Consider the following 24,060-nt stretch of genomic DNA (forward strand, 5'->3'; position numbering starts at 1 on the left):
TATCGAACCCGCCTTCCCCGCCGGCCTGACATGCGCCTGCCGTCCATGGCCCGATCGCTGTCGAGGTCGTCACGCCTCCGCATTCTGCAACGCCCCGGCGATCGCGCTGGCAATAAGAGCCGGGTCCTCCCAGTGCGGGTTATGACCGCAATCCTGCGCCCAAATAAGACGTGAACCTGCCAGTGCCACTGCCAGCGCCTGTTGGTGCGTCTCGCTAAAAAGCGGATCGCAGGCGCCGGCAATGATCAGCGTCGGAGCACGTACGGCCCGGGCTGCCATGGTCAAATCGGTCCGGCGGATTTCTTCGAGAATGGCGCGCCAGCGCGCCGCCGGCATCGCCGAGGCGTCGTCGGCTAGCCTGCTGAGGAAGGCCGTCGGCACGCCGGGGCGGCAGGCATGCCACCAGTCGTAGAACGGATCGGCCGACGAGATCGGATCTCGCAGCGCCGCGACGCCAGCGACGAGGGCATGGTCCGGCGCGAAATCGGGCTTCAAAGTCCCGGCCATTACAACCAGCCGGCCGACCAGTTCCGAATGATGCGCTGCCAGCGCGATCGACACCATGGCCCCCAGCGAGTGGCCGACAACGATCGGCCGATCCAGCCGCAGGTCGCGGATCAGTCCGGCAATGTCCTCGGCGAAATCGGCGACGCCGCAGCCGTCGCCGGCCTGCGAGGCGCCATGGCCGCGCAAGTCAGGAATGACCAACCGGCGCCCGGAGAGATGCGACGCCAGCAACGAGAAGCTGCGGCTGGTATCGGTGAAGCCGTGGATGAGCAGCAGCGGCGGCTCCGAACCGGCGACCTCGACATAAGCGAGGTCGAGACCGCCGGCATCGGCGATCTGCTTGCGGGCGGCCCAGGCGCCCTGCTCGGCCTCCTGCTCCTCCAGGTCCAAAGGCGCCGGGCTCACAGTCCGAGCTTCTCCTTGACCGAGGCAAGACCGGGCTTGCCGTCGAAGGTGGTGACGTCTGCGAGCCACGCATCGAGGCGATCCTTGTGCAAGGTGATCGACTTCAACGCCCCCTCCTCCGGTTTCATCCCCTCATTGATGAGGTAGCCCATGCCGACATTTTCCATGTCGATGTCGAAGACCAGGTTCTTCAGGAACTGGGCGACGTTCGGGCATTCCTGCAGGTAGCCCTTGCGCACCTGAGTGGTCACCGTCGCGGCACCGAAATTCGGGCCGAAGAACTTGTCGCCACCGGTCAGGTATTTGAAGTCATACATGGTGTTCATCGGATGCGGCGCCCAGCCCTGGAAAACGATGAACTGCTTCTCCTTGATCTCGTAGCCGACCTCCGACAGCATGCCGGCTTCGCTGGACTCGACCACATGCCAGCCGTCGAGGCCAAATTGCGGATCGGCGATGGCGTCCATCATCAGTTGATTGGAACCGGGCTCGATGCCGTACATCTTCTTGCCGAACTTGTCGGCGAACTTGTGCAGGTCGGATAGGTCCTTGACTCCGGCGTCCCAGACATAGGTCGGCACGGCGAAAGTGTATTTGGCACCGACCAGGTTGACGCGCACATTCTCGATTGAACCGTCCTTCTTGTAAGGCTCGTAGTAGGTGACCATCGCCGGATCCCAGTAGCCGAGGAACAGATCCAGGTCTTTGTTCTTCATGCCTTCGTAGATGACGTTGATGCCGAGCACCTCGCTCTGCGGCTCGTAGCCGAGAGCCTGGAGCAGCACCTTTGCCACGCCCGTGGTGAAGGCAAGATCATTCCAGCCGGGCTCCGCCATGCGAACTATCTTGCAGCCCTCGACCTCGGCGGCCCCGGCCGTTTGGGGCGCCAGCATTAGCGCCGTGGCACAGATGCCATTCGCAAGCATGCGCAACATTCCGTTCTCCTCTCTTTGATCGCTTTTTGATCTTTGATCGCTTTTTTGACCTTTCGGTCATTATATTGTCCGATCGGTCAATCATTGATCTGAGCGGGCGAAGATGTCAACATGGATTCGCATGCATGGATCGGCCCGGTGAAACTCACACGTCTCAGCGACATACGCCGCAAGGAGTTGCGGCAAGCGGCTTTCGCCGTTCTGGAGCGGGAAGGCATCGCCGGCGCGACGCTGGAAAAGGTAGCTGCGCAGGCCGGCGCCTCGAAAGGCATCGTGCTGCACTATTTCCGCAACAAGCAGGAGCTGTTCGAGCACGCGATGCGCGAGGCCAATGCCGTGCTGTGCAACGCCGTGGTGGCGCGCCTCAAGCGGGCGCGAACGCCGATGGAGCGGCTGGACGCGGTGATCGAGGGTAATTTCGAGGAGCACCTGTTCCTGCCGCCGCTCTGCCATGCCTGGCTGTCGCTCTGCGCCGAGGTGCCGCGAGACGAGAAGCTGGCGCGCATCCAGAAGGTCATCCACGCGCGTATGCGCTCAAATCTGCTGTCCGGCCTGCGCGGCCTCGCCTCGCCCGAACTGGCTGACGAGATCGTGCTCGGCGTCACAGCACTGATCGACGGGCTGTGGCTCAGACTGGGCCTGCGGCCGGGCAGCGTCACGCGCGATCAGGCCGTTCGCCAGGTCAAGGATTTCGTCGCGGGTCGTCTTACCATACTACAGCCCGCGTCGGTCGGCCTGGCCACTGCCGGATAAAGTTCATACCCGGCGATAGGTGTCGCGCATTCCCACCTCATCGAGGATCCACGGATCGAAGCGCCGGCACAACGCACTCACATTCGCGGCGCCAGCTATAGACGCACAAACTCTTTCCTTCTCGTCTCATCGCGCTTCTGTCCTCGAATGGCATCCGGAAACCCGCAAGACCGTTCGCGATGTCCTCGCACAACTGTTCGCCATGTCCCCAGTCCAAACACCTCTCTGTGGGAGAAGGAAGCGGCGCCCCCCTTCAACCGATTCGCATCATCGCCGCCCGCAATCTCCGCTTGATGCCCTTTGTGCAACGCGATACGCCCTTGCGCAGATCACAGACCGGAGACCTCCCGTGAGCGCTGAAAAGACCAGAACCGAAACCGACACATTCGGTCCAATCGAGGTCGCGGCCGATCGTTACTGGGGCGCGCAGGCGCAGCGTTCGCTGGGCAACTTCCGGATCGGTTGGGAAAAGCAGCCGGCTTCAATCGTTCGCGCGCTCGGCATCGTCAAGCGCGCGGCGGCGGAGGTGAACATGGAACTGAAGCGGCTCGACCCGGAGATCGGCAATGCGATCGTCGAAGCGGCTCAGGAAGTCATCGACGGCAAACTCGACGATCACTTCCCGCTGGTGGTCTGGCAGACAGGCTCGGGCACGCAATCCAACATGAACGCCAACGAGGTGATCTCAAACCGGGCGATCGAGATGCTCGGCGGCGTCATGGGCTCGAAGAAGCCGGTGCATCCGAACGACCACGTCAATATGAGCCAGTCGTCGAACGATACCTATCCGACGGCCATGCACATCGCCTGCGCCGAGCGGGTGGCGCATCACCTGATCCCGGCGCTGCACCATTTGCACAAGGCGCTCGACGCCAAAGCCCGCGCCTTCAACCACATCATCAAGATCGGTCGCACCCACACGCAGGACGCCACGCCGCTCACTCTGGGCCAGGAATTCTCCGGTTATGCCGCGCAGGTCGCCTCCTCGATCAAGCGCATCGAGCTGACGCTGCCCGGCCTGCAGGAGCTGGCGCAGGGCGGCACCGCGGTCGGCACCGGCCTAAACGCGCCGGTCGGCTTTGCGGAAAAGGTGGCGGACCGGATCGCCGCCCTCACCGGCCTGTCGTTCGTCACTGCGCCGAACAAGTTCGAGGCGCTCGCGGCCCACGATTCCATGGTGTTCTCGCACGGCGCGATCAACGCGGCGGCTGCAGCGCTGTTCAAGATCGCCAACGACATCCGCCTGCTCGGCTCCGGGCCGCGCTCGGGCCTCGGCGAGCTCTCGCTGCCGGAAAACGAGCCGGGCTCCTCGATCATGCCGGGCAAGGTCAACCCGACCCAGTGCGAGGCGCTGACGCAGGTGTGCGTGCAGGTGTTCGGCAACAACGCCGCGCTCGCCTTCGCCGGCAGCCAGGGTCATTTCGAGCTGAATGTCTACAACCCGCTGATGGCCTACAACTTTCTGCAGTCGGTGCAGCTGCTTGCCGACGCCTCGGTCTCCTTCACCGACAATTGCGTCGTCGGCATCGAGGCGCGTGAAGACAACATCAAGGCGGCGCTCGAGCGCTCATTGATGCTGGTGACGGCGCTTGCGCCGACGATCGGCTACGACAATGCCGCCAAGATCGCCAAGACGGCGCACAAGAACGGCACCACGCTGCGTGAGGAAGCTTTGGCCACCGGACTGGTCAGCGAGGCCGACTACGACCGGCTGGTGCGGCCTGAAGACATGACGCATCCGGGATAACGACGCGGCACAAACGCGAGGCTGTGGCTTCGTCATCGCAGGGCGAAGCAGCCGCGAAGCGGCGTTGCGAAGACCCTGGGATCCTCTTGCTTCGCCCGTGGATGACGAAGCGAGATTTTTGCCCAGCACAATTTGCTCCTGCCGCCGAGTCGCACGACATGAATTTCGCGTCAGTTGCGTGACCGCGAGTACACAAAATCTGTGAACAATGTGTCGCCACATAGCCATCTTTGGTGAACAGTCTCCATCGTCTATCTGACTGGGGCATTCAACCCGTTCGGAGACCCGCCATGTCCATCAACACTTCCGCCGCTACCGCCGGCACAACGTCCAACAGTTCGACCACGATCCTGCTCGGCCGCATGCTGCTCGCCGTCATCTTCCTGCTTTCAGGCTTCGGCAAGCTGACCGCCATTTCCGGCACCGCCGCATATTTCGGCGGCCTCGGCCTGCCCTTGCCGACCGTGACCGCCGTTGTGGTGGGCCTGATCGAACTGCTCGGCGGCCTTGCCATTCTCGTCGGTTTCCAGACGCGGGCGGCTGCCTGGCTGCTCGCCATCTTCACCATCGCCACGGGACTGGTCGCTCACACCGGCTGGGCCGACCAGATGCAGATGATCCAGTTCCTCAAGAACCTGGCCATCACCGGCGGCTTCATCCTGCTCGCCTCCTCGGGCGCCGGCGCCTACTCGATCGACGCCAAGCGCGGCTGAACTACTCTCCCAAGGCTAAAGACGACAGCGCGGCGCGGAATTTTCCGCGCCGCTTTTTCGTTTTCTAGTTGCAGGCGTAAACTGCAATAAGCGCCGGTGTGAGTCGCGGCCGGCAAGGAGGTGCTCATGACCCGTAACGCACTGCTTCTTGTCTCGCGCCTTCTGCTTGCCGCGCTGTTCGTGCCGTCGGGGTTCCAGGCGCTGGCCAACATCGCCGGCACGACCAGCTATTTCGCCGGGCTCGGTCTGCCGCTGCCGACTTTGGCCGCCTGGGGCACCGGCCTGTTCGAACTCATCGCCGGATTGCTGATCCTGGTCGGCTTTCAGACGCGGATCGTGGCGCTGCTGCTTGCTGCCTTCTGTGTGATGGCCGGTTTCATCGGCCACTATGGGCAGGGCGCCGACGATGCGACGCTCGCGTTCATGCACCAGCAGATGCTGATGAAGGACATCGCCATTGCGGGCGGTTTCCTGGCGCTGGCCATGGCCGGCGCCGGCGCATGGTCGGCCGATGGACGTGGCGCCGGGATCGACGCGCAACTGACCTGACCCGGACCCGACCGAAACGCGCTATTTGACCGAAACGCTTGGCCCGCCCTCGACCGCCAGCACGAGGCGCCGGTTGGTGATGCGCGCCAGTTGCGCCAGCCGGCCAGCCGGGCGCTCGCCATAAAGGTCCGCGAGCCCAGGCGGCAGGACCAGCGCCAGCGCGCCGTTGGGGCGGTTTTCCCACTTCAGCCTCGGCATGACGCCCGGCATCGCCGCCGTCAGCAGGTAGACGACGCGCATCATCGCCGCCAGCACACGCGCGCGTTCCAGATAGCGCGGGGGCGCCAGCGCCTTGATCTCGGGCGCGACCCCCTCGTTGAAGATGCCGTCATGGCGATAGGCATTGGTGAGCGCCAGATAGGCGCGGCCGGGATGGTCGACGCCAATGAAGGAGGCATGCGCGATGATGTTGAGCGACTGCCTGCCCCGATATTCGGGATGCGCGCGCCAGCCAATGTCGGCGAGCAGGCAGGCGGCCTCGCGGTAGCGCGCTTCGTCTTCGGTCTCGTCGATGCCGAATGCCTTGAAAGCCTTGCCGGTCCATTCGACCAGATCATGCGCATGGTGAACCGAGCGCGAGCGCAGCAAGGCAAGCTCCTCCGCCGCCGAGATCAGCGGATCGGCCTTCTGCTCTGCCTGGTCGAGCAGCGAGTAGAGAAAACCCTCGCGCACGCCGAGCGCCGAGACGACGATCTTCGACGGCTGCATCACCGCCATGATCTCCTGCAGCACAACCGCGCCGTAAGGCAGCAGCGAGCGGCGGTTCTTGGACACGCCCTCGATGCCCTTCACCTTTTCGACCTCGCCCTTGGCCACCTGCTTCAGGAAGCTCTGGGCGCTATCGGCACCGATCTCGTAATGGTGCATCACGCCGAGCGGATAGTTGGTCATCTCCATGTGCAGCCGAGCAAGGTTTCGCCAGGTCCCGCCGACGGCGTAGAAGACCCTGCCCTGCCCGCTTTTGAGAAGCTTCGCCCGCGCCAACTCCTGGCGCGCGATCTTCTGGGCCTGAACAAGCGAGTTCTTCGCCATGTCCAGCAGGCGCAGGCCGCCGAGCGGCAGCGTGATGCCGTCGCCGATCGCCTCGCCGTTGATGTCGATCAGTTCCAGGCTGCCGCCGCCGAGGTCGCCGGCAATGCCGCTGGCCGGGTGGAAGCCGCAGATGATGCCGAGAGCCGAATAGTAGGCCTCCTGGCGCCCGCTGAGCACGCGGATCTCTGTCTTCAGCACATCCTCGGCCCGGTGGATGAAGTCCGGGCCGTTGATCGCCTCGCGCGCGGCCGCCGTCGCCAGCACGTAGATGTGCTCGGCACCGGCCTGTTCGGAGAGCGCGCGAAAGCGGCGGAACTCCTCCATCGAACGCGTCACCGCCTCGGGATCGAGCTGACCGGTGGAAACGATGCCGCGGCCGAGACCGGCCAGCATCTTTTCATTGAACAATATGGTCGGCGAGCGCGCCAGCCCCTCATAGACGACGAGGCGGATCGAGTTCGATCCGATGTCGATGATGGACAGCGGCCGCCGGTCCTGGAGCCGGCCTTGGGAAGCTGAAATCACGCCGCGCCGTTCTTTTTGCGGCGCTTGAACTGGGCAATGCGCTTGGGCGCATGCGACTTCAGCGCATCGCCCCGTCCGGACAGGCTCGGATTGGTCATGAAATATTCCTGCGCGTTGAACGGCTCCTCGCCCTCTTCCAGCATGACGCGCCGGGAGGTCCCGTCAGCCAATACGTCGAAACTTTGCTGGTTGTCCATGACGTTGCCGAGCATGATCTGGCCAAGCACCTGTTCATGCACAGTTGGATTGGTGATCGGCACCAGGGTCTCGACGCGGCGGTCGAGGTTGCGCGGCATCATGTCGGCCGAGGAGATGTAGACGATCGCCTCGTCCGACGGCAGGCCGTGGCCGTTGCCGAAACAGAAGATGCGGCTGTGCTCTAGAAAGCGGCCGACGATCGACTTCACCCTGATGTTCTCGGACAGGCCCGGCACCTGCGGGCGCAGGCAGCAGATGCCGCGCACGACGAGGTCGACCTCGACGCCGGCGCGGCTGGCGTCATAAAGCGCGTCGATGACGATGGGGTCGACGAGCGCGTTCATCTTCATCCAGATGCGGGCTGGCCTGCCTTCCTGGGCATGGACTACTTCTTCCGCGATATGTTTCAGGATGCGCGTGCGCAGCGTGAAGGGCGACACGGCAAGCCGCATCTCCTCCGCGGGTTCGGCGTAGCCGGTGATGAAGTTGAAGAGCTGGGCGACGTCGCGCGCGATCGTAGCGTCGGTCGTGAAGAAGGACAGGTCGGTATAGATGCGGGCGGTAACCGGATGGTAGTTGCCGGTGCCCAGGTGCACGTAGTTGCGCAGCCTGCCGTCCTCGCGACGCACGATCAGCGACATCTTGGCGTGGGTCTTCAATTCCAGGAAGCCGAACACGACCTGAACGCCGGCCCGCTCGAGGTCGCGCGCCCAGCGGATGTTGGCCTCCTCGTCGAACCGCGCCTTGAGCTCGACAAGTGCCGTCACCGACTTGCCTGCCTCGGCAGCATCGACCAGCGCACGCACGATCGGACTGTCGTTGGAAGTGCGGTACAGTGTCTGCTTGATCGCCACCACTTCCGGGTCGGCCGCCGCCTGGCGCAGGAACTGCACGACGACGTCGAAGGATTCGTAGGGGTGATGGACGATGATGTCCTTCTCGCGGATGGCGGCGAAGCAATCGCCGCCATGCTCGCGGATGCGCTCCGGAAAGCGCGGATTGTAAGGGGTGAATTTGAGGTCGTCGCGCGGAACGGCGACGATCTCGGAAATCTGGCTGAGCGCCAGCGGACCGGTCAGCACGCTGATGCGGTTCGACGAGACGCCGAGCTCACCGGCGACGAATTCGCGCAGTTCGGACGGCATGGCCACATCGAATTCGATGCGGATGACGGAACCGCGCCGGCGGCGCTTCAGCGCCGTCTCGAACAGGCGCACCAGATCCTCCGACTCCTCTTCCACCTCGATATCGCTGTCGCGGATGATGCGGAACGTGCCGGAGCCCTTGACTTCGTAGCCGGGGAACAGCTTGCCGATGTAGAGGCCGACCGCCTCCTCGAGCGGGATGAAGCGGACGTGATGCTTGCGGTCGGGCAGACGGATGAAGCGCTTCAGCGCCACCGGCAGGCGCAGCAGCGCGCTCATTTGCTCGCCATTCTTGCGATGGCGCAGTTGCAGAGCCATCGAGAAGCCGAGATTGGGAATGAACGGGAACGGGTGCGCCGGGTCGATCGACAGCGGCGTCAGCACCGGGAACACCTGGTCCTGGAAATGCTCCTCCAGCCAGGCCTTCTCGTCCTTGCTGAGACCGTCGCGGGTGATGCTTTCGATGCCCTCCTTGTTGAGCAAATCCATCAGCGTCGACAGGCTTTTCTGCTGGTCCTCCTGCAGGCGCTCGACCTCGCGCAGCAACTGCTCGAGCTGCTGTTCGGGGGTGCGGCCATCCGGGCTCTTGAGCGCGATGCCCTCGCGCACCTGGCCGGCGAGGCCGGCGACACGCACCATGAAGAACTCGTCGAGATTGGCGGCCGAGATGGACAGGAAGCGCACGCGCTCGAGCAGCGGATGATGCGCGTTCAGCGATTCCTCGAGCACGCGGCGGTTGAACTGCAGCCAGGAAAATTCGCGGTTGACGAAACGGTCGGGATTGCCCCCCTCCGGGCTCGCCGCCTCGATGGTGATGAACTCGCTCTGTACCGGCTTCAGTTCGTTCATGGTTCCTCTTGCCCTGCCTTGGCTGCCTTGGCCGCATTTCCGCCACGCCAAGCGCTTCCGCTTGGCTGCAAACTCGTCAGGCCGGTTAACCGGCTCAACTTATCCTCTGACAGGGTTTTACGACAGTTTCATTTCATCGATCTTGCAAACTGGCGGGTTATGATCCAGATGCAAGCGGGCCGAAAATCAAGCCGAACCTATTGGAGACGACGATGGCAGGCGGTTCCATTCCCCATTTCCAGAACGACGCGGGCCATCCGGCGATCGATATCGGCGTCAAGGAGTTCATGTGCACGGGCGCCAATCCGCCCTTCGACCACCCGCATGTATTCCTCGACATGGGCGACGACAATGAGAAGGTCTGCCCCTATTGCTCGACGCTCTTCCGCTATTCGCCGAAGCTGAAGGCGACGGAAACGCAGCCCGCCGGCTGCCTCTATGTCGACCAGGCCGCCTGATCTCAGATCATGAATGACGGCTAGGCCATGAATGAGACGCGGTCCCGGCAGATCATCATCGCGGGGGCCGGCGTCGCCGGGCTGACGGCTGCACTTGCCTTCGCACGCCGCGGTCATGCGGTCAGGATATTCGAGCAGGCAAAGACTCTCGAGGCCGCCGGAGCCGGCATCCAGCTTTCGCCCAACGCGACGCGCATCCTGCGCCAGCTCGGCGTTCTTGACCGCTTGCTGCCCAATGCCGTCAGGCCGGAAGCGGTGGTGTTGAAGGACGCCGCGAGCCTGCGCGAATTGGCGCGCGTGCCGTTGCGCGGGGCCAGCGAAGCCCGCTGGGGCGCGCCCTATCTCGTCGCGCACCGGGGCGACCTGCAGGCGGCGCTGCTTGGGGCCGTTGCCGAGCATCCCGACATAGAAATCGTCACCGGCGCGCGAGTAAGCGGCATTGCGGCGGCGCCGCAAGGCATAGCCGTGACTGCGGAAACGGACGGCCGGAAGATCGAGGCGGAGGGGCAGCTGCTGGTCGGCGCTGACGGCGTCTGGTCGTCGGTTCGAACGCAGCTTGCCGGCAGCGAGTCCGCTTTCCGGCGAAGCCGGTTCTCGGGCGAGCTTGCCTGGCGCGCCACGGTCCGCGCCGACAGCGCGGCCGGCGAGGCCTTTGCGGGGATCGGCGCGGGCGACTGCGTCACCACCTTCCTGCATCCCGGGTTCCATCTGGTGGCCTACCCCGTCAGCAAGGGCAGCGCCTTCAATCTCGCCGCCTTCACCAAGGGAGAGCGCATCGCCGAAAGCTGGTCCGGCCACGCCGACCCCGCGCTCCTCGCTGGCGCCATGCGCGGCACCGCGCCGTCGCTGACACGGCTTGTCGCCCTCGCGGGACCGTGGACGGCGTTTCCAATCCACACCGTCGAGCAGCGGCGCTGGACGGCCCAACGCGTCGCGCTGATCGGCGACGCGGCGCATGCGATGACGCCTTTTGCGGCGCAGGGCGCGGCGATGGCAATCGAAGACGCCGCGATGCTTGCCAGCCTGATCCCCGACCTTCCGGCCGACCTGCAGGAAAGCCTTTCTATCTGGGAAAATCTCAGGCGCCCACGCATCGAGAAAGTGCTCCGGCGCGGCGCGCTCAACCGGCTTGCCTGGCATGCCTGGGGCCCGGTGGCGATCGCCCGCAACCTGGTGCTGGCGACGCGGCCGGGAGAGAAGCTGGCCGCAGATCTGGACTGGCTTTATGGGTGGGAGGAGCGGAAGGTGGTGAGGTGAGCTTGAGATAGATGCCTGTCAACTGGTTTACGCCGGCGGGACAGGGGGGCGCGAAGGAATGAGGCGTTGGCAAATTTCTGGAAACAGCGCCCTCAATTGTGCAGGCGCATCGACAACCCGAGCGAGGCCGGCAGCGGGTTCCACCAGCCGGTGCGCAGGCCGGCCACACGCAGTGCGCCCGCTGTCCAGGTGTTGCAGCCGACAAGCGCGTTGAAATGGCCGTTGGCTTCGTAGAAGCGGTCGAACGCCGAATAGCCGGCATTGTCGAGGAGGATCGGTCCGTTCGGCCCCTGCTGAAAGCTCGCCGCGATGTAGTCGAGCAGTTCCGAAAAATGCTCCTCGTCGACGTCGAAGCCGGTGACGTCTGGATGTGGCTCCTTGATCGCGCTGGCGACATCGACATGCATCACCGACGCGTCTAGCGTCAGCGCCTTCAGGACCGGCACCGCCTTCAGCTCCGACCAAGTCGGCGTCTCCAGATAGAAGGCGCGGCCGCCCCAGCCAAAGACGAGATAGCGTACTTGCGGCGCGTCGGCGGGCAGGCCGTCAGCGGCTAGGAAATGGAAGCGCCGGCGCACATTGTCATCCACGGGAATAGCGATGTCGGTGTGGATCGGGTTTTTCAAAACCAGAATGTGCCTTCTACCCTCGCCCGCCGCCGCCGCGGGCCAGAGCGGCCGCGGGACCAGCGTGCCGAGCGTCCCGGCAAGTGCCGCCATGACAGCCAGCGTGGCGAGCAAGCGCAGCGCTCTTCTCATCGGTCGGGCGATCAAGACGAACCCGGCGCTTCCATCGCTTCTTTCGTGATTAGCCGAAGCCGTTCGTGACTTCGTCATCCTCAAGCTTGACCCGGGGCTTGACCCGAGGATCCATGCCTTGACCTTTGCCTTAGGGCCCCGCGGTGCGGAATTGTGCACACATTGCACGCCTTGGCATCACGGCATGCATCCTAGGGTCTGCGCGCGTCGCTTCGCTCCTTGCTCCGCCCGAGGATGACGACCATGGGGGCGCTCAGTGCAGGATCTGCGACAGGAACAGTTTCGTGCGCTCATGGCGCGGGTGATCGAAGAACTCGGCAGGCGTGTTCTGCTCGACGATCTGGCCCTGATCCATGAAGATCACCCGGTTGGCGACCTTGCGGGCAAAGCCCATCTCGTGGGTGACGCAGAGCATGGTCATGCCTTCCTCGGCCAGGCCGACCATCGTCTCCAGCACTTCCTTGATCATTTCCGGGTCAAGCGCCGAGGTCGGCTCGTCGAACAGCATGATGCGCGGGTTCATGCACAGCGAGCGGGCGATCGCCACGCGCTGCTGCTGGCCGCCGGAAAGCTGGCCCGGATACTTGTTGGCCTGCTCCGGGATCTTGACGCGCTTGAGGAAGTGCATGGCGGTCTCTTCCGCCTGCTTCTTCGGGATCTTGCGCACCCAGATCGGCGCCAGCGTGCAGTTCTCCAGGATGGTCAGATGCGGGAACAGGTTGAAGTGCTGGAACACCATGCCGACCTCGCGGCGCACCTCGTCGATCTTCTTCAGGTCGTTGGTGAGTTCCTTGCCGTCGACGATGATCTTGCCCTTCTGGTGCTCTTCCAGCCGGTTGATGCACCGGATCATGGTCGATTTGCCGGAGCCGGACGGACCGCAGATGACGATGCGCTCGCCCCGCATGACCTTGAGGTTGATGTCCTTAAGGACATGGAATTCGCCATACCATTTGTGCATGCCGATGATGTCGATCGCCACATCGGTGGTCGAGATATGCATCTTCTTGGCATCGACCTTCAGGTCTTCCGCGCTGACGGCGTTCTCGGTGGCCATGGCCAATTCCCCTTTTATCGTTGAATTTGATGCATGTCGTTATCCCAACACCGCTACACCGTTTTGGGCGACATGCATCAGCGTTTGTAGCCGGTGTCGAGCCGGCGTTCGGTATACATTGAATAGCGCGACATGCCGAAGCAGAACAGCCAGAACACGAAGGCGGCGAAGATCAGGCCGGACTTGGCGGTCTGCGGCGTCGCCCAATTGGCGTCGGCGAAGTTCTGCTTCACTATGCCCAGCAGGTCGAACATCGAGATGATGAGGACGAGGCTGGTGTCCTTGAACATGCCGATGAAGGTGTTGACGATGCCGGGGATGACCAGCTTCAGCGCCTGCGGCAGCACGATCAGCCCCATCTTCTGCCAATAGCCGAGGCCGAGCGAGTCGGCGCCTTCATACTGCCCTTTCGGGATCGCCTGCAGGCCACCGCGAACCACTTCGGCCATATAGGCGGCGGCAAACAGCGACACGCCGATCAGTGCCCTTAGGAACTTGTCGAAGGTGACGCCGGCCGGCAGGAACAGCGGCAGCATCACGCTGACGAAGAAGAGCACCGTGATCAGAGGAATGCCGCGCACGGTTTCGATGAACACCACGCACAGCATCTTGACGATGGGCATCTTGGAACGGCGGCCGAGCGCCAGCACCGTGCCGAGCGGCAGCGACACCGCGATGCCGACAAAGGACAAAGTGAGCGTCACCAACAGGCCGCCCCAACGCGAGGTCTCGACAACCGGCAGGCCGAACACACCGCCAACCAACAGGAAGAAGGAAAGGATCGGCAAAATCAGGAAGAGCAGGATTGCGTTGAGCCCTTTGCGCGGTACGCGCGGGATCAGCATCGGTACCAGCAACGCCACGAACAGGATGGCGACCAGGATCGGCCGCCAGCGCTCCTCGACCGGATAGGTGCCGAACATGAACTGTCCGAACTTGGCGTTGACGAAGGCCCAGCAGGCGCCGCTCCAGCCATCCGGCTGGATGCCGCCCTGCGAGACGGTGGCGCAGACGGTGCGGTCCGGTCCGGTCCACTGCGCGTTGATGAACGCCCAATTGATCACCTGCGGCAGGATCCATGCGATGATGGCGATGCCGAGGATGGTGAGCACGGTGTCGCCGACGGAGCCGACGAGGTTCTTGCGCACCCAGGCGATCGCGCCGCGTTCGCCGGGCGGAGCCGGCTGGGCAAGAGCCATCTCGGTGCGCACCCAGGACATGTCGTGTTCCTGCATGGCCTTACCTTTCCACCAGCGCCATTCTGGCGTTGACCACGTTCATGACCGCGGAGGTCACGAGGCTCAGCACAAGATAGGCGATCATCATGATCAGCACGCCCTCGACCGCCTGCCCCGTCTGGTTGAGCACGGTGCCGGCCGTGGCGGTTAGATCGGGATAGCCGATGGCGATCGCCAGCGAGGAGTTCTTGGTCAGGTTCAGATACTGGCTGGTGAGCGGAGGGATGACGATACGCATCGCCTGCGGCACCACGACCAGCCGCAGGATCGGACCGGAGCGCAGCCCTAGTGCCCCTGCCGCCTCGGTCTGGCCTTTGCTGACTCCCCTGATGCCGGCGCGCACGATCTCGGCGATGAAGGCTGCCGTATAGCAGGACAGCGCCAGGTAGAGCGACAGGAATTCCGGCTTGAGCTGGAAGCCGCCGGTGAGATTGAAGGTGGATTGCTTGGGAAAATCAAAGCTTAGCGGCATCCCGCTGAGCAGGAAGGCAAGCACCGGCAGGCCGATGATCAGCGCCACCGAGGTCCAGAACACCGGAAACTGCTGGCCGGTCGCCATTTGCCGCTGGCGCGCCCTGTGGGCGACGAACCAGGCCATGGCGAGCGCCACGACCAAGGCGACGACAATCAGCCAGGAGCCGTCACCCCAGACCGCGCGGGGAAAATAGAAGCCGCGCTGGTTGAGGAACGAGCCGGCCGGCAGATGGATGCTCTCGCGCGGCGGCGGCAGCACGGCCAGCACGCCGGAGTACCAGAAGAAGATGACCAGCAGCGGAGGGATGTTGCGGAAGATTTCGACATACACCGTGCAGATCTTGCGGATCAGCCAGTTCTGCGAGAGGCGGCCGATGCCGATGACGAAGCCGATGATGGTGGCGGTGACAATGCCGGCGACGGCGACGATAATCGTGTTGATCAGGCCGACGACGATGGCCCGGCCGTAGGTCGAATCGGACGTATAAGCAATCGGCGTGTCCGAGATGTCGAAGCCGGCACGGCCCTTGAGGAAGCCGAATCCTGAGGCGATGTGGAGGCGCTGCAGGTTGTCGATGACGTTGTTGACAATCCACCAGACCGAGCCGAACAGAAGGACGATGACCAGCGTCTGAAAGAAGAGGCTGCGTATTTTGGGGTCATTGACGAAGGAGCCGCGACTCGGCTCCTCGCGAAGGATTTCCTGCGAAGCCATGCGACCATCCCCTGGAAAGAGAGACCGGGAGGCAGACGATCTGCCTCCCGGATCACATTTCGATCAGCGGATCGGCGGAGCGTATTGCAGGCCGCCCTTGGTCCACAGCGCGTTGATTCCGCGCGCGATCTTGAGCGGGCTGCCGGAGCCGACATTGCGCTCGAAAATTTCGCCGTAGTTGCCGGTGGCCTTGACGATGTTGACGACCCAGTCGTTGGAGACGCCGAGATCGGTGCCGATCTTGGTGTCGGCCTCCTGGCCGAGCACGCGCTTGATCTCGGGGTTGTCCGAGTTCTTCATTTCGTCGACATTGGCCTTGGTGATGCCGAGCTCCTCGGCGTCGAGCAGAGCGAAATAGGTCCACTTGACGATGTGGTACCACTGGTCGTCGCCCTGGCGAACGGCCGGCCCGAGCGGCTCCTTGGAGATGATCTCGGGCAGCACGACATGGTCGGCTGGCGCGCCCAGCGTCAGGCGGATGCCGTAGAGACCCGACTGGTCGGTGGTGTAGACGTCGCAGCGGCCGGCATCATAGGCAGCGTTGACCTCTTCCAGCTTCTCGAACACGACGGGATTGTACTCCATCTTGTTCGATTTGAAGTAGTCGGCAAGGTTGAGCTCGGTCGTGGTGCCGCTCTGCACGCAGACGGCGGCGCCCGAAAGCTGCAGCGCCGAGTTCACGCCCGGAAGCTTCTTGGCGTTGATCATGAAACCCTGGCCGTCATAGTAGGTGACGCCGACGAAGTTCAGGCCGAGCGCGGTGTCGCGGTTGATCGTCCAGGTGGTATTGCGCGACAGGATGTCGACCTCGCCCGACTGCAGCGCGGTGAACCGCTCCTTGGCGCTGAGCGGCGTGAACTTGACTTTCGTGCCGTCGCCGAAAACAGCGGCCGCGACGGCGCGGCAGAAGTCGGCGTCGATGCCCTGCCATTCACCTTTGTCATCCGGCGCCGAGAAGCCGGCGAGCCCGGTCGAGACCCCGCACTGGATGAAGCCCTTCTGCTTCACGGTATCCAGCGTGCCGGCCGAAGCTGCCGACGCCGCAAATCCGAGCGCGGCGGCGCCGAGAATGCCGATTGCAATATGTTTCATGACCCACAGACCCTTTTCTGTTTTACAGGTGCCCCTGTTCCCCAGGCAGCCCTGATCTTTTCCGCGTGTGAATGCAGCTCCCTTATCGGCCCTCTCCCGGACCCGCATCGTAGCCGATGCACTGCCTCCCATTCACGAAACGCATCGAAGGCGATTATTTCTGTGAGGTCAAGGGAAATGACCGAATTGCGACACGTTTGAAAACCGATTGCCGGAAATGTCGGAATTGCAGGTAAAAGCGGTCACCGAATAGCCGGAACCTGCAATCGCAACCGGCAAATCCGGCCACGAGAACTATAGCCGTCATGTGAATCGCACCGATGTTTTCGCATCGAAAGGACTGACTCGATTCATGAAGGAACTGACTGGATTGATGAAAGAGCGCGCAGGCGAGCGGCGGCGTTTCGAGGTGTCCCCCACGACCTGAACCCCGCGCGAAGGATCGTGCGCTGCCCGCAGGTTTGGCCCAGCCAAACATCGCTAGCTGGCGGACAGCGAATTGTTGCACCGCCTGCTGACCCGGATTATGGCTGGCCTCCTGACATTTCAGGACAGGCAAGGAACAATGGCGAAGGACGGCAGCGAGATCGGCATCAACACGCGGCTTGCCCATTCCGGCAACAACCCGCGCGACTATTTCGGCTTCGTCAATCCGCCAGTCGTGCATGCCTCGACCGTGCTTTTTGCCGACGCCGCCTCGATGGCCGCGCGCAACCAGAAATACACCTACGGTACGCGCGCCACGCCGACCATGGATGCGCTCACGCTTGCCATCGACGCGCTGGAAGGGTCGGCCGGCACCATCGCCGTGCCGTCCGGCCTGGCGGCGGTGACCATACCGCTGCTCACCTTCCTCGCCGCCGGCGATCATCTGCTGCTGGTTGATTCCGTCTATCATCCGACCCGCCATTTCGCCGACACGATGCTGAAGCGACTGGGCGTCGAGGTCGAATATTACGATCCGCGAGTCGGCGCCGGAATCGCCGCGCTGATCAAGCCCAACACCAAGGTGGTGTTCACGGAATCGCCAGGCTCCAACACCTACGAGGTGCAGGACATTCCGGCCATCGCCAAGGCGGCGCGTGCGGCCGGCGCCATCGTGATGATGGACAACACCTGGGCGACGCCGCTTTACTTCAAGCCGCTCGACCATGGCGTCGACATCTCGATCCATGCGGCGACGAAATATCCGGCCGGCCATTCCGACGTGCTGCTCGGTACCGTGTCGGCCAATGAGGCGCATTGGAAGCGGCTCTATGAGGGCTTCTGCACGCTGGGCTGCTGTTCCGGTCCCGACGACATTTATCAGGTGCTGCGCGGCCTGCGCACCATGGGGATCAGACTGGCGCACCACGAGCAGAGCGCGCTCGAAATCGCCCGCTGGCTGGAGGAGCAGCCCGGGGTGGCTCAGGTGCTGCACCCGGCGCTGGCAAGCCACCCGGATCATGCGCTGTGGAAGCGCGATTTCTGCGGCTCCAGCGGCATCTTCTCCATCGTGCTGAAGGGTGGCGGGCAGAAGCAGCAGCACGCCTTCCTCGACGCGCTGCAGATCTTCGGCCTCGGCTATTCCTGGGGCGGCTATGAAAGCCTGGCAGTGGCGGTCTTCCTTGGCGACCGCACCATCGCCAAGGGTTCCTATGAGGGACCGCTGATCCGCCTGCAGATCGGGCTGGAAGACGTCAAGGATCTCAAGGCCGACATTGCGCGGGGCCTCGCCGCGGCGGCCGCCGCCAGTTGACCTAAACATAATCCGCAAACGCTCCAGACATGCTGGCGCGATTGAGAGGGGCGAAGCCGCTGGCAGCCGGCCGGTGCGGCTGTGCCGGGCAATAATATTCTCTCCAGCCGCGACAATGCGGATTGGTTTGGCTTTCAAATCCGCGGCTTCGGCGGCATTGCGAGCAACGCAAAGTTCAAGCCATTCGACAATTCAAGCCGAACTGGGGCCTGCCATGGCTTTTCGCCTCTTTGTTCCAATCCTTGCGGGCGCGACACTCCGCGAACGGCTGCTCGCCTGCATCGGGGCGACGATCGGCATTGCGCTGACCGGCCTGATCAGCGGACTCGCCATGGGTGGCGGTCCGCATGTGGCGCTGCTGGTGGCGCCGATGGGCGCTTCCGCCGTGCTGCTCTTTGCCGTGCCGTCGAGCCCGCTGGCGCAGCCATGGTCGATCATCGGCGGCAACTCCATCTCGGCGCTGGTGGGCGTGACTGTCATGCATTTCGTCCATAACCCGGTGATCGCCTCCGGTCTCGCCGTGGCGCTCGCCATCGCCGCCATGTCGTTTACGCGATCGCTGCATCCGCCAGGCGGTGCCGCGGCGCTGACCGCCGTGCTCGGCGGACCGGCCGTGATCAGCGCCGGTTTCCTGTTTCCCTTCGTACCGGTAGCGCTGAACTCGACCATACTGGTGGCGCTCGGCTTCCTGTTCCACAGGCTGTCGCGGCGAAACTATCCGCATGTGCATGTTCCCGCCGCCAACACCCACGGCACCGCCGACCGGCCGCCGGCCGAGCGCGTCGGCTTCCGGCCCGAGGACGTCGACGCCGCCCTTGCCGCCCTCGACGAGACCTTCGATATCGACCGCGAGGACATCGAGAGGCTGCTGCGCCAGGTCGAGTTGCAGGCGATGGTGCGCTCGCACCGCACCCTGCTCTGCCAGGACATCATGTCCCGCGACGTGATCTCGGTGCCGGAAAATGCCTCGGCCGACGAGGCACGCAAGCAGCTTCTCGATCACAATATCCGTACCTTGCCGGTGGTGGATGCCGAGGCAAAGCTGGTCGGCGCCGTCGGCCTGCGCGAATTGACTGCAGCGACCGACACGGTAAAGGACGTGATGTCGAAGGCAGGCACCGCCTCCCCCGATACGGCGGCGATGAGCCTGCTGCCGGTGCTGACCGACGGCCGCAGCCATGCGGTCGTGATCGTCGATGCCGAGCGCCGCATTCTCGGCCTGATCACCCAGACCGATCTTCTCGCCGCCGCCGCTCGCGTGCAGGCGGCAGACAGGCAGCAGGTGAAAGCTGTAGCATAGCGTCCGGCTGAACACGGCCGGGAACCTTTTGCGGGCGGGCGCATCCAATTGCAGGATGAAATGCCTGTCCGGAGATTGGGCGCGATGAGAAAAACCGCATTGCAAGCTGCCGCGAGCGGCGCGGCCGACAGCGCCGACATGGTGCTGGTGCGCCGCGCCTTGGCGCGCGAGGCGGATGCCTTCCGCCTGATCATCAAGATGCACAACCAGCGCCTTTACCGCATCGCGCGGGGCGTGGTGCGCAACAACGCCGAGGCCGAGGACATCGTGCAGGAGGCTTACCTGCGCGCCTTCGCCAGTCTCGACAGCTTTCGCGGCGACGCCTCGCTCTCCACTTGGTTGTCGCGCATCACAATCAACGAGGCGCTCGGCCGGTTGCGCAAGCGAAAGGTCACGGTGCCCATGCCCGAAAACCCGGAGGCGCAGATCATACGCTTCCCCTTAAATCCAGGCGACGATCCGGAGCGGACGATGGCGCAGCGGCAGATCCTTGGGCTTGTCGAGCGGGCAACTGACAGTCTTCCCGACGTCTACCGCACAGTCTTCGTCGCCCGCGTCATCGAGGGTCTGAGCATCGAGGAGACCGCGGACCTGCTCGGCATCAGGCCGGAGACGGTGAAGACGAGGCTGCACCGCGCCCGCGCATTGGTGCGCAAGGCGCTGGACGACGAGATCGGCCCGGTGCTGCTCGACGCCTTCCCCTTCGCCGGCCGCCGCTGCGAGCGGCTGACGCAAGCGGTGATGAGAAAGCTGGGATTCGAGGACGCCTGACGCTCGGTAGGGCGGCGGGACAGCGCCCCCCTCTGGCCTGCCGGCCATTCCCCCACGAGGGGGAGCTCGGATGTCGTGCCGGGTTTCGCTAATCGCCAACGTTGCCGGAATGAGCGGGGGCCGAAATTGCCAATCTCCTCCCTTGTGGGGGAGATGTCCGGCAGGCCAGAGGGGGGCGCGAAGGAACTCGGCCGGTGATTGGATTTGCACCGCCATCCTCTTCTCGGGAACCTCTCGCCCCCTTTTCGCATCCAATGACCGTCAACACAGATGAAGCCCAAGGCCGTTGTGCTGCAGGGCGAAGGAGATGCCATGTATATCCGTTCGATCGCCACCCTTGCCGCCCTGCTCCTCGTCAGCGCCGCGCCTTATGCGCAGGCTGCCGAGAAGCCGACCGACCCGCAGATCGCTCATATCGCCTACACGGCGGGGGTGATCGATATCGAGGCGGCCAAACAGGCGATCAAGGACTCGAAGAACAAAGAGGTCGTCGACTTCGCCAAGGACATGGAGCGCGACCATGAGGCGGTAAACAAGCAGGCGCTCGACCTGCTCAAGAAGCTGAAGGTGAAGCCTGAAGACAACGCCACCAGCCAGGCGTTGACCAAGGCTGCCAAGGAGGAGCGCGCCAAGCTCGCCAAGCTCAAGGGTGCCGACTTCGACAAGGCCTATATCGAGAACGAGGTGGCTTATCACAAGCAGGTCAACGGCGCGCTCGAAACGCTGCTCATCCCGTCGGCCAGCAATGCCGAACTGAAGAGCCTGCTCGAGACCGGCCTCAAGATCTTCCAGGGGCATCAGCAGCATGCCGAGCATGTCGCCGGCATGCTGAAATGAGAGCGGCATTTGTCTGTTTTGAAGCAATTCCGAACGGAAAACCGCTTCACCCTTTTCCTGGACTTGCTTTGGTCGCGCTGGCGCTGGCGTTCTCGGCCTCGCCGGCGCTCGCCGCCACCATCGAGGTGACGATCGACAAACTGGTCTTCTCGCCGGCGAATATCGAGGCCAAGGTCGGTGACACGATCGAGTGGACGAACAACGACGTGATCGCCCACACCGCGACGGTGAAGGGCGGCTGGGAGGTGGCGATCCCGCCGAAGTCGAAGGGCAGGATCATCGTCAAAACGGCCGGAGCGGTGGATTACTTCTGCCGCTTCCACCCCAACATGAAAGGCCGCCTGGAGGTTTCGCCATAACCGAAGCGGCAGCGCTCGCCGGCTGGGTGCTCCAGCATCCTCAGGCCCGAGCTGTCATTTCCTGCCGCCGGCAGCGACGGGCGCGAGCTCGATGCCGGCGGCAAGGACGGGCTCACCTTATCCGGCGAAACCCCGCGGCGCAGCGGCCATGCCCTCCAGCATCAGCTTCAGACCGAGCGCACCGACGACAGCGCCGGCGGCACGGTCGATCCAGTGCTTGGTGCTGAGATAGGCCGAGCGCGGCCTGCGAGCGGAAAAGGCGAAGGCAACGACCGCATACCAGACGAATTCGTTCAGGAAGAGCAGCGGCGGCAGAATGAGCAGCATCCAGAGCGGCGGCGAGGCCGGCAACATGGCCGCGAACATCGAAGCGTAGAAGATCGCGGTCTTCGGATTGGCAAGCTGCACCAGCAACGCGCGGCGCAGCGCCCGCCGGAACGAGCCGGCCCGCTCCGACTTATCGGTGGCAACCTCGATCGGCTGGTTGGCACCGCGCCAGATCTTTATGCCGATCCACAACAGATAGGCACCGCCGGCAATACGCAGGAAGATATCCAGCCAGGCAAGCTGGACGAGGAGCGCGGTCAAGCCAGCCACCGCGACCGCTGCGAAGATGAACCCGCCGATGCCCATGCCGATGGCGGCGGCAAGGCCGTCCGTGCGCTCGCCCGCCACCGCGATGCGCGAGACGACGACGAAGCTCGGACCCGGGCTCATCGCGCCGAGCAGGAAAACGCCAAGAATGGAAAGGATGGTCGGAATCTCGGACAAGGCACTCTCCCAGGTGATGCCGGTTCACAGCGCGCGATAGCAATGCACGCGCCACTCGGCTTGTCACCCCCCTGGGGGAGCTGATCCGTTCGGCCAGCACGACATTGTTCCTCCGTTCCAGGAGCGGCCGGGGCGGTTCCCGCCGCGGAGGCTGGCAAATCCGTGCCCGCAATGCTGATCCGCCCGGCTTCACGGTGATGATCTCAGAACGACCTGCCGCGCCTGCGACCTACGAGGAACCTGCCTTCGGGCATCGCGTTGCACAGAATGTGGATTGCGCATGCCGGATCGGCAGAGCGACTGTGGCGGAGCTTCCAATGAACGCCAGTGATGAACAGACCAGGTCTCTATGGATGGATGTCGCGGTCCTGCCCGACGCACCGCGACTGGACCGGAACCTTACCTGCGACACCGCGATCATCGGGGCAGGCATTGCCGGACTTTCGACGGCCCATGAACTTGCCGTTGCGGGGAGGAAGGTCGTCGTCATCGATCGCGGAAGAATTGCGGGCGGCATGACCGCTCGCACCACCGCGCACCTGACTCCCATCTGCGATGACGGAATCGATGCGCTCATCGACTTGAGGGGCGAGGCCATCGCCAAGCTATTCCAGCAGAGCCAGCAAGCCGCGGTCGACAGGGTGGAGGCGTTGGTCGGCGAACTCGGCATCGACTGCGATTTTCGGCGGCTCGACGGCTTCCTGTTTCCCGCGAAAGGCATGGAAAGCAAGGAGGCCCGCGACCGCATCGAGGAGCAATATGAGGCGGCACGCAAGGCGGGCGCGCCGGTCGAACCGTGCCAAGGCATCCCCCTGAAGGGCTTCGAAACCGCGCCGGCGCTCCGCTATCCCGGCCAGGCAACGTTCCATCCGCTCAAATACCTGAAGCGACTCGCGGCGGCGATCCTTGACAAGGGCGGCCTCATCTTCGCCGACACCGCCGTCACCGGTGTGGAGGAGCACGCCGGTCGCGTCCACTTGACGTCAGAGACCGGTCATGTGGTGGAGGCGGCCAGCGCCGTGGCCGCCACCAACGCCCCTACCCTCAACCGCTTCGCGCTGCACAGCAAGATGGCGCCCTACCGAACCTATGCCATGGCCTTTGGCTTGCCTCGCGATGCGCTGCCGGACGCCCTCTATTGGGACCTGGCGGACCCTTATCACTATGTGCGGCTCAATCCTGGCCCTGGCTCCACGGACTATCTCATCGTCGGCGGCGCCGACCACAAATCTGGCGAAGCGGACGATGGGCATGCGCGGTTCGAAGCCATCGAGGCGTGGATCCGGACGCTTGTTCCCGATCTCGGCAAAGAGGTGCATCGCTGGTCCGGGCAGGTTCTGGACACCATCGACTATTGCGGATTCATAGGACGCAATCCCGGAAGCGAAAACATCTATGTGGCGACAGGAGACTCCGGTCAGGGGATCACCCACGGCGTACTCGCGGGGATGCTGCTCAAGGATCTGATCGTCGGCGGCGCCAATCGATGGGAGGAAGTCTATGATCCGTCCCGCAAGACCCCGACATCGATCATAAATTTCCTGACGGAGAATGCGACGGCGCTCAAGAATTTCGCCGAATACCTGAAACCCGGTGAAATCGACTCGGCCGAGGAACTGCGCCCCGGCCAAGGCGGCACGCTGCGCGAAGGGCTGCACAAGCTTGCCGTCTGCCGCGATCTCAATGGAGAGCTCCACGTCAACGCGGCGGCCTGCACGCATCTCGGCTGCCACCTTCACTGGAACTCCACGGAGCAGTGCTGGGATTGCCCGTGCCACGGCTCCCAGTTCGCGCCGGATGGGTCGGTTCTCAACGGACCAGCCGTTTCGCCGCTTAAGAAGGCGACGCTGTCCGACAAGGCGCATGCCGCCTGACGC

General features: G+C 63.8%; 22 protein-coding genes. 12 read left to right on the forward strand and 10 right to left on the reverse strand.

Features of this window, described 5'->3' with window-relative positions; translation table 11 throughout:
• Nucleotides 1-69 precede the first annotated feature (69 nt).
• Nucleotides 70-912: an alpha/beta hydrolase gene (locus tag EJ074_RS04885; protein ID WP_245454795.1), complete on the reverse strand. Its 843-nt coding sequence runs from the start codon at nucleotides 910-912 to the stop codon at nucleotides 70-72.
• A complete protein-coding gene (gene choX / locus EJ074_RS04890) occupies nucleotides 909-1,847 on the reverse strand; it encodes a choline ABC transporter substrate-binding protein (protein WP_095807545.1) in 939 nt (312 codons plus the stop codon). Before choX ends, EJ074_RS04885 begins: the two co-directional genes overlap by 4 nt.
• Before the next feature lie 138 nt (nucleotides 1,848-1,985).
• Here choX and betI point away from each other — a divergent pair, with 138 nt between their 5' ends.
• The 4 genes from betI (at nucleotide 1,986) to EJ074_RS04910 (ending at nucleotide 5,609) form a co-directional block, all read left to right on the forward strand.
• Nucleotides 1,986-2,600, forward strand: coding sequence for a transcriptional regulator BetI (gene betI, locus EJ074_RS04895; RefSeq protein ID WP_095807715.1), 615 nt, complete (start codon nucleotides 1,986-1,988; stop codon nucleotides 2,598-2,600).
• Between the two features lie 349 nt (nucleotides 2,601-2,949).
• Complete coding sequence (gene fumC / locus EJ074_RS04900) at nucleotides 2,950-4,347, forward strand: class II fumarate hydratase (protein ID WP_095807546.1); 1,398 nt, start codon at nucleotides 2,950-2,952, stop codon at nucleotides 4,345-4,347.
• 290 nt (nucleotides 4,348-4,637) lie between these two features.
• Complete coding sequence (locus EJ074_RS04905) at nucleotides 4,638-5,060, forward strand: DoxX family protein (RefSeq protein WP_095807547.1); 423 nt, start codon at nucleotides 4,638-4,640, stop codon at nucleotides 5,058-5,060.
• A 126-nt stretch (nucleotides 5,061-5,186) separates the two neighbouring features.
• Nucleotides 5,187-5,609: a DoxX family protein gene (locus tag EJ074_RS04910; protein ID WP_095807548.1), complete on the forward strand. Its 423-nt coding sequence runs from the start codon at nucleotides 5,187-5,189 to the stop codon at nucleotides 5,607-5,609.
• 21 nt (nucleotides 5,610-5,630) lie between these two features.
• On the opposite strand, the gene ppx is transcribed toward EJ074_RS04910, so the two are convergent.
• Nucleotides 5,631-7,166, reverse strand: coding sequence for an exopolyphosphatase (ppx, locus tag EJ074_RS04915; RefSeq protein WP_095807549.1), 1,536 nt, complete (start codon nucleotides 7,164-7,166; stop codon nucleotides 5,631-5,633).
• Nucleotides 7,163-9,358, reverse strand: coding sequence for an RNA degradosome polyphosphate kinase (locus EJ074_RS04920; RefSeq protein WP_095807550.1), 2,196 nt, complete (start codon nucleotides 9,356-9,358; stop codon nucleotides 7,163-7,165). Before EJ074_RS04920 ends, ppx begins: the two co-directional genes overlap by 4 nt.
• A 212-nt stretch (nucleotides 9,359-9,570) precedes the next feature.
• Between EJ074_RS04920 and EJ074_RS04925 the strand changes: the two genes are divergently transcribed.
• Both EJ074_RS04925 and EJ074_RS04930 read left to right on the forward strand, forming a co-directional pair.
• Nucleotides 9,571-9,816, forward strand: a complete 246-nt coding sequence (locus tag EJ074_RS04925) for a zinc-finger domain-containing protein (RefSeq protein ID WP_095807716.1) — start codon at nucleotides 9,571-9,573, stop codon at nucleotides 9,814-9,816.
• 27 nt (nucleotides 9,817-9,843) lie between these two features.
• Complete coding sequence (locus EJ074_RS04930; RefSeq protein WP_129552804.1) at nucleotides 9,844-11,073, forward strand: FAD-dependent monooxygenase; 1,230 nt, start codon at nucleotides 9,844-9,846, stop codon at nucleotides 11,071-11,073.
• A gap of 92 nt (nucleotides 11,074-11,165) precedes the next feature.
• On the opposite strand, the gene EJ074_RS04935 is transcribed toward EJ074_RS04930, so the two are convergent.
• The 5 genes from EJ074_RS04935 to EJ074_RS04955 all read right to left on the reverse strand — a co-directional run bounded on the left by EJ074_RS04935 (nucleotide 11,166) and on the right by EJ074_RS04955 (nucleotide 16,407).
• On the reverse strand, nucleotides 11,166-11,831 hold the full coding sequence (locus tag EJ074_RS04935; protein ID WP_095807552.1) for a TIGR02117 family protein: 666 nt from the start codon (nucleotides 11,829-11,831) through the stop codon (nucleotides 11,166-11,168).
• 253 nt (nucleotides 11,832-12,084) lie between these two features.
• Nucleotides 12,085-12,888: an amino acid ABC transporter ATP-binding protein gene (locus EJ074_RS04940; RefSeq protein ID WP_095807553.1), complete on the reverse strand. Its 804-nt coding sequence runs from the start codon at nucleotides 12,886-12,888 to the stop codon at nucleotides 12,085-12,087.
• Between the two features lie 77 nt (nucleotides 12,889-12,965).
• A complete protein-coding gene (locus EJ074_RS04945) occupies nucleotides 12,966-14,123 on the reverse strand; it encodes an amino acid ABC transporter permease (protein ID WP_095807554.1) in 1,158 nt (385 codons plus the stop codon).
• 4 nt (nucleotides 14,124-14,127) lie between these two features.
• Nucleotides 14,128-15,315, reverse strand: a complete 1,188-nt coding sequence (locus tag EJ074_RS04950) for an amino acid ABC transporter permease (protein WP_095807555.1) — start codon at nucleotides 15,313-15,315, stop codon at nucleotides 14,128-14,130.
• Between the two features lie 63 nt (nucleotides 15,316-15,378).
• Nucleotides 15,379-16,407, reverse strand: a complete 1,029-nt coding sequence (locus tag EJ074_RS04955; RefSeq protein ID WP_095807556.1) for an amino acid ABC transporter substrate-binding protein — start codon at nucleotides 16,405-16,407, stop codon at nucleotides 15,379-15,381.
• 565 nt (nucleotides 16,408-16,972) lie between these two features.
• On the opposite strand from EJ074_RS04955, the gene EJ074_RS04960 reads away from it, so the two are divergent.
• The 5 genes from EJ074_RS04960 to EJ074_RS04985 all read left to right on the forward strand — a co-directional run bounded on the left by EJ074_RS04960 (nucleotide 16,973) and on the right by EJ074_RS04985 (nucleotide 21,412).
• A complete protein-coding gene (locus EJ074_RS04960) occupies nucleotides 16,973-18,145 on the forward strand; it encodes a cystathionine beta-lyase (protein WP_095807557.1) in 1,173 nt (390 codons plus the stop codon).
• A gap of 214 nt (nucleotides 18,146-18,359) precedes the next feature.
• Nucleotides 18,360-19,445: an HPP family protein gene (locus EJ074_RS04965; protein ID WP_095807558.1), complete on the forward strand. Its 1,086-nt coding sequence runs from the start codon at nucleotides 18,360-18,362 to the stop codon at nucleotides 19,443-19,445.
• An 84-nt stretch (nucleotides 19,446-19,529) separates the two neighbouring features.
• A complete protein-coding gene (locus EJ074_RS04970; protein WP_095807559.1) occupies nucleotides 19,530-20,216 on the forward strand; it encodes an RNA polymerase sigma factor in 687 nt (228 codons plus the stop codon).
• Nucleotides 20,217-20,528: 312 nt separating this feature from the next.
• On the forward strand, nucleotides 20,529-21,053 hold the full coding sequence (locus tag EJ074_RS04980; protein WP_095807717.1) for a DUF4142 domain-containing protein: 525 nt from the start codon (nucleotides 20,529-20,531) through the stop codon (nucleotides 21,051-21,053).
• A 68-nt stretch (nucleotides 21,054-21,121) separates the two neighbouring features.
• Nucleotides 21,122-21,412, forward strand: a complete 291-nt coding sequence (locus EJ074_RS04985; protein ID WP_245420418.1) for a cupredoxin family copper-binding protein — start codon at nucleotides 21,122-21,124, stop codon at nucleotides 21,410-21,412.
• A gap of 117 nt (nucleotides 21,413-21,529) precedes the next feature.
• Here the strand turns inward: EJ074_RS04985 and EJ074_RS04990 are convergent, their stop codons facing one another.
• Nucleotides 21,530-22,129 (reverse strand): LysE family transporter, encoded by a 600-nt coding sequence (locus tag EJ074_RS04990; protein WP_165350050.1) that lies wholly within the window; start codon nucleotides 22,127-22,129, stop codon nucleotides 21,530-21,532.
• 371 nt (nucleotides 22,130-22,500) lie between these two features.
• On the opposite strand from EJ074_RS04990, the gene EJ074_RS04995 reads away from it, so the two are divergent.
• A complete protein-coding gene (locus EJ074_RS04995; RefSeq protein WP_129552805.1) occupies nucleotides 22,501-24,057 on the forward strand; it encodes an FAD-dependent oxidoreductase in 1,557 nt (518 codons plus the stop codon).
• Nucleotides 24,058-24,060: the final 3 nt, after the last annotated feature.

It is taken from the genome of Mesorhizobium sp. M3A.F.Ca.ET.080.04.2.1 (assembly GCF_003952525.1).
In the GTDB taxonomy this organism is placed as follows: domain Bacteria; phylum Pseudomonadota; class Alphaproteobacteria; order Rhizobiales; family Rhizobiaceae; genus Mesorhizobium.